The organism is Siphonobacter sp. (assembly GCF_048595215.1).
Taxonomy (GTDB): domain Bacteria; phylum Bacteroidota; class Bacteroidia; order Cytophagales; family Spirosomataceae; genus Siphonobacter.
In genome coordinates this window covers 1-6,591 of record NZ_JBMDWJ010000240.1, presented here as the reverse complement: position 1 = coordinate 6,591, position 6,591 = coordinate 1, and the positions used below count along the sequence as shown (strand labels likewise).

Sequence of the window (6,591 nt, the reverse complement as noted above, 5' to 3'; positions counted from 1 at the left end):
TTCAATGTGCTCGGTTTTGGTCGTCGTACCAAAATTCCGCTGCAAGTTCAGGGAATTAAGCGTAATGATCAGAAACGTGGTCGCTGCCATAGTCCGCTCTCCGTAGCGAGCCGCCCAAAACAGGTTTTCGGCACTACGACTGGGCAGAGATGTCTGGGATTTCTGGAATAACTGCCGGGGTAGCCGAATGCGATCCGGAATGACTTCCGTTTCATCCGACACAATCCAGGTATCCTTGGCGATTCCGCCGTACTGATTGGAAAAGGTGAATTTGTCTTTCACGGGTGAACTTCGCGTCAACCCGCCCTGCATGACCTGATACCCCGCCGGAGTGGCCGTCAGAAAAGCCCGAATGGCGGCGTACCGGGGTTCGATTCGGTCATTAACGAAAGCAGGAGTTGTCGAGAAACTTATCTCTTCCTGAGCTACGTATTCGCTCGGGTGTTGGAGGATCTGGGTTCGTAATTCCTGTAGCTGATCGAACGTAAGCTGCCGTCCGTACACGGAACGGAATACCTGTTTACGATTGGCTTTTTTGATGATGAGGCGGTGTAGATTCTCCAGCACATACTGCCGCTCTTTGGCCTGCCCACACCACCAGGTTGCTACGGATGGCAACAGCAGATCTTCCTTTAAAAAGTACCGACTGACCGAGGGTAAAAAGGAATTCAGAGCCGTATTCTCCAAGATACTACTTCCCGGCGGGTTAATCACCATCACATGGCCATTCCGGATGACCTGTAGTAAACCGGCTACGCCCAGTTTAGAGCCACCGCGTAGTTCCAGAGGGTCGCACCATTCATCGTCTACCCGACGAATGATAATATCTACTCGCTGCAAGCCTTCGATGGATTTCACCCAGACGTAGCCGTTTTTGACCGTCAGATCATTGCCCTGTACCAGCGTAAAACCTAGGTACGAAGCCAGATACGCCTGCTCGAAATACGTTTCATTATTGGGGCCCGCCGTCAGATAGACCACATTGAGCTGATCCGCTTTTTCCCGGAATACCCGAAAGATGGCCTGCTGAATCTGCGTAAAAAAGGGTGAAAGTCGACTGACGTACTGTTTTTCGGCCAGCTCCGGCATGACCTTGCTGATAATCTGCCGGTTTTCCAGGGCGTAACCCGAGCCCGAGGGAGCCTGCGTACGGTTATCGAGTACCCACATTCGACCGTCCGGACCACGGGCCATATCGGCCGCGTACATTACTAGTTGGTGTTCCGTAGGCAGTTTTACATCCTGACAGGGACGGAAAAAACCCGTATTTTCAAACACCAGCTCGGCGGGTAGAATACCATCTTTCACCAGCTTGCGTTCGCCGTACATATCCCGGAAAATTAAATCCAGTAGGATGGCCCGTTGTTGCAATCCCTTCGAGATGGATTCCCATTCGGCCTTCTGGATCAAAAAAGGAATGGGATCCAGTTTCCAGGGACTGTTCATCCCTTTAGGGTCTTCGTATACATTATACGTTACCCCATTTTCCCGAATTTTATTCTTGATCTCCTGTAAGCGATTCTTGAGCTCCAGGTTTCCAATTTTCTCCAACGACTGAAATAATTTCTCCCAATGCGGTTTAATACTACCGTCGGTATTCAATATTTCATCGTATGAACTTAGCTGCGTTCGGTATGAATCCAGCAAGGAGTGAATCGTATCTGTTACCATAATGTACACGGGCTACCGGCCTTACCAACGGTCGATTCTATTCCTTACCTCTGCCTTAAACCCGGCCAAAGGTACGAGTTTCCAACTATATGGTCTTGTTTCAAAACCTAGCATATCCTTCGATGTCAAAATTTTATTTTACGGACACACCCATAAATAATATATAATTTTGATTTACAGGAATATACAAGCATTTATTACCAAATCCCTGGTTTGATCTGTATGTATCCATCCTTTATTTATCAATAGAATTATACCAGGGATTACGTAAATACTTGGGATGAATGGGCCACCTAAGCCGTATCGGTTTTGATTTTGCTTACCTTTGTCGCCAATGAAATCGCACGCATTTCCTACTTCCCCCATCATAGCCCTTACTCCACCCTGAGGTAAGACCACTTCCCGTTCGTAATCTTTCCGGATCATCTATGCCGTCGAAGCTGCTTTGCTTCGTCCGGTTTACTATTCATTTTCCATGACTACCCGATTAAACCTGTTCGACTTATCGCAAAAGGTCGACTACAAAACGGAATTGCTTTCGGGCCTTACCGTAGCCCTAGCCCTGATTCCCGAAGCCATTGCCTTTGCTCTCATTGCGGGCCTTTCACCCCTGACGGGTCTGTACGCGGCCTTTACTATGGGCTTCGTTACGTCGATTTTTGGGGGCCGCCCCGGTATGATCTCGGGAGCTACCGGAGCCGTGGCCGTGGTGATTGTCAGTTTGGCGAAATCGCACGGCGTTGAATACATTTTTGCTACCGTCGTACTGGCTGGATTCATTCAGATGGCGGCGGGGCTGTTACGGCTGGGTAAGTTCATTCGACTGGTCCCGCACCCGGTCATGTTCGGGTTTGTGAACGGACTGGCAATTGTGATTTTTCTCGCTCAACTGGATCAGTTCAAAGTAAGCGATGCCAGCGGCACCCTACGCTGGATGCAAGGCCCGGCCTTATGGCTTATGTTGGGACTGGTAGTACTGACCATGCTCATCATGTGGGGGCTACCCAAACTGACGAAAGCGATTCCCGCCTCACTCACGGCAATCGTAGTCGTGTCAGCGGCCGTCATTGGCTTACAAATCGATACCAAAACCGTGGGCGATATTGCTTCGGTACAGGGAAGTTTGCCACCCTTTCACCTTCCGGCAGTACCTTTTTCGCTGGAAACCCTGCAACTTATTCTACCCTACTCGTTCATTGTCGCGGGTGTGGGACTCATCGAAAGCCTGTTAACGCTTAACCTGATTGATGAAATTACCGAAACCAAAGGTCGTAGCAATAGGGAATGTATGGCCCAGGGGCTAGCCAATATCGTCACCGGGCTATTCTCGGGCATGGGCGGCTGTGCGATGATCGGTCAAAGTCTGATTAATATTTCTTCGGGAGCCCGGGCCCGACTGTCGGGAATTGTTGCATCCGTGATGCTGCTGGTATTCATCATGTTTGGAGCCAGTCTGATTGAACAACTACCGATGGCGGCCTTAACCGGTGTGCTGATCATGGTTTGCATCGGAACCTTCGAGTGGGCCAGTTTCAAAACCATCGGCAAAATGCCCGCTTCCGACGTATTTGTCATCGGGGTGGTAACGCTGGTGACGGTTTTCCTGCACAATCTGGCGTTGGCCGTTGGCGTAGGCGTTGTGATTTCGGCCCTGGTTTTTGCCTGGGAAAACGCCAAACGCATTCGGGCCCGGAAGTACGTGGATGAGCAGGGAACGAAGCACTACGAGATTTTCGGTCCACTTTTTTTTGGTTCGATTCACGCCTTTAATGAAAAATTCGACGTCAGCTCTGATCCGCAGGAAGTGGTGATTGATTTTGCGGAGAGTCGGGTGGCGGATATGTCAGCCATTGAAGCCCTGAATGCCCTGACGCGTCGCTACCGGGTGGCGGGTAAAACGGTACATCTACGCCATTTGAGTCCCGATTGCCGAAAGCTTTTACAAAATGCGGAATCGATGATTGAGGTAAATATTCTGGAGGATCCGACGTATCGGGTGGCTTCGGATTTAGAGTAAAGTTGATAGTTATTGGTTGTTCGTAGGTGCTAGCGAATGAAAATGACTTGGTAGCTTCCATAAAAAAAGCGGGCTGATCAGAAATCAGCCCGCTTTTTTTATGATTCACTTTTTCTTACGAAAGGTAACTGCCGATGGAAACGATGTCGGCGAATACACCCGTGGCGGTTACTTCCGCACCGGCTCCGGGGCCTTTGATGACCAGGGGTCGATCGTGGTAACGCTTGGTCGTGAAAGAGATGATGTTATCGGCTCCTTCCAGCGAATACAGCGGATGCTGGGGTCCTACGGATTTGAGTCCAAGTTTAATTTTTCCGCCTTCCAGCGTCGCGATAAACCGGAGCTTCTCGCCTTTGGCATCGGCCTCATCGACCCATTTTTCGAAGACGGGATTGCAGTTTTCCAGTTCAGCGAAGAAGTCGTCCACGGAGGGAGCCAGTCGGCAGCTTTCGGGCAACAGCGGCGTAATTTCAATGTCTTCGAAATCCGCTTGCATCCCGATTTCCCGGGCCAGAATCAGAATTTTCCGGGCGACGTCCTGACCACTCAGGTCGTCGCGGGGATCGGGTTCGGTATAGCCTTTGGCTTTCGCTTCGCGAACCACTTCGGCAAAGCGTAAGCCCGGACGGAAATTATTGAAGATATAACTCAGCGTACCCGAGAATACGCCTTCGATTTTCAGGAATCGGTCGCCCGAAGCAATGAGTCCCTGTAAGGTGTTGATGACGGGCAAGCCCGCTCCCACGTTGGTTTCATACAGGAATTTCACACCTTTCTTCAGGGCCATGCGGTGACGACGGGCGTACTCCTCGTACGGAGCGGCATTGGCCGTTTTGTTCGGCGTAACGATGGATACCGATGCTTCTAGCAGCCCTTCGTAGTAATCGACAATGGCTTTATTGGCCGTACAATCCACGAAGATACTGTTGGGTAGGTTCAACGCTTTTACCCGTTCAATGAAGGCCGACATATCTGCCTTTTCACCGTCGATGTCCAAACGTTCTTCCCAGTGTTCCTTTGAAATGCCCCCTTCGTCAATAACCATTACCCGACTGTTGGTTACGGCAATGAGGCGAAGTTTCAGATTCCGGTATTTCCGCAGGTAACTTTCCTGCTGCGAAAGCTGATGCAACAGCGTTTTACCAATCAGTCCCGTACCCATCAGGAACAGGTTCAGAGTTTTGACCTGATCGGCGAAGAAGCTTTCGTGAATGACATTCAGGGCTTTCGATAAATCTTTCCGCTCGATTACGACGGAAATATTCAGCTCCGAACTTCCTTGGGCCGTTGCCACGATGTTAATCCCGTTCTTTCCGAGTACCGAAAACAAACGACCCGACACACCCGTGTGCTGACGCATCCCTTCACCTACTACGGCAATAACGGAGAGGTCTTCCTGAATATCGATTCCTTCAATGTCTCCAATCCGGAGTTCGCCGGAAAATTCCGTTTCCATGATTTCCCGTACTTTACCGGAAAACTTGGGATCAATTGCAAAGCAGATCGAGTGTTCGGAAGAAGCCTGCGAAATCAGAATCACCGAAATTTCGTGGCGGGCCAGTACCGTAAACAGCTTGGCCGATACCCCGGCTACGCCAATCATACCAGAACCTTGTAGGTTGACCAGAGCCAGATTGTCGATGGAGCTGATCCCCGTGATGGTGTACTCGTGCGGGGGAGCCTGCCGGGTTACGATAGTTCCCGGATGGGAGGGATCAAAAGTATTGAGAACCTTGATGGGAATATTGGCTTTGAACGCGGGCGTCAGGCTGGGCGGATAGATCACCTTGGCACCAAAGTGCGTCAGTTCCATCGCTTCAGCGTAGCTGACCACCGGAATGGTAAAGGCATTGCGTACCTTCCGGGGATCGGAGGTCATCATACCGGGTACGTCCGTCCAGATTTCAATGACACTGGCGTTGAGGGCCGAACCGAAAATGCTACCCGTATAATCGGAGCCACCGCGACCGAGCGTAGTCGTCACGCCATCTTCGGTTGAACCGATAAAGCCCGTAATGAGCTGGAGGTTTTTATTCTTGGTAAAATGATGCTGAATCAGATGATTCGTCAACTCGAAGTTTACTTCGGCTTGTTGGAACGAAGCATTCGTTTTAATCAGCTTGCGGGCATCGAGAAAATCGCAGTCAACACCCTGATCTTTCAGTACTTCAGTCACCAGCGTCGTTGACAGGCGTTCACCGAAACTCACGAGCAGATCGGACGTACGCGGTGAAATTTCCCGAATCAGGGTAATTCCCCGCAATAAGTCTTCGAGTTCATTAAACAAACCCATGACATCGGCAATAACCCGACTCCGAAAACGCGGTCCGATAAAATGGTTAATGACTTCGAGGTGACGATCAGACGCCTTTTTCAGTACGTCCCGATATTCGTCATTACGGGCGGCCCGGTTGCCCATTTCCAGCAACTGGTTGGTAAAGCCACCCATGGCCGAGAAAACCACGGCTATTTTTTCACCGCGTTGAAGATTATCATGAATAATGCCCAAAACCGCCTCGATGGCTTTGATGCTTCCTACGGAGGTGCCGCCAAACTTTAGAACTTTCATACGCTAATGAACGGCCCGATCGCCGTCCCGATAAAGTAAATGAGCCCTTGGGGAATAGGCTATTTAGACAATGGAGCCGCAAAGATAGCCGAGACACTCATGATGAAGGTGAAGAATTGGAAATTCTGATGGAGAAAACCCAATTCCCCCGATTGATTAGCTCAGCCAAACCAGAAAGAGAGATAGATTATTTGGCTAAAAACGAAAAAATCCCGATGCTTTTATAGCTCGGGATTTTCAACTATTCAGGCGACTTTTTCCGTCTTTTCTTCTTGATGCAGCCATAAATCGTTGAACTTGACTCCGTTTTTACGTAACCATTCAAAAGAGCCCT

3 protein-coding genes are annotated in these 6,591 nt (G+C 50.0%); 1 reads left to right on the top strand and 2 read right to left on the bottom strand.

The window, feature by feature from the left end:
* Window positions 1-1,671, bottom strand: a 1,671-nt coding sequence (locus ACOJTG_RS15060; protein ID WP_420154579.1) for a circularly permuted type 2 ATP-grasp protein, incomplete at its 3' end; no start/stop codon positions are given.
* Window positions 1,672-2,146: 475 nt separating this feature from the next.
* Between ACOJTG_RS15060 and ACOJTG_RS15055 the strand changes: the two genes are divergently transcribed.
* On the top strand, window positions 2,147-3,688 hold the full coding sequence (locus tag ACOJTG_RS15055; protein ID WP_420154578.1) for a SulP family inorganic anion transporter: 1,542 nt from the start codon (window positions 2,147-2,149) through the stop codon (window positions 3,686-3,688).
* A 115-nt stretch (window positions 3,689-3,803) separates the two neighbouring features.
* Here the strand turns inward: ACOJTG_RS15055 and thrA are convergent, their stop codons facing one another.
* Complete coding sequence (thrA, locus tag ACOJTG_RS15050; RefSeq protein ID WP_420154577.1) at window positions 3,804-6,257, bottom strand: bifunctional aspartate kinase/homoserine dehydrogenase I; 2,454 nt, start codon at window positions 6,255-6,257, stop codon at window positions 3,804-3,806.
* Window positions 6,258-6,591 lie beyond the last annotated feature (334 nt).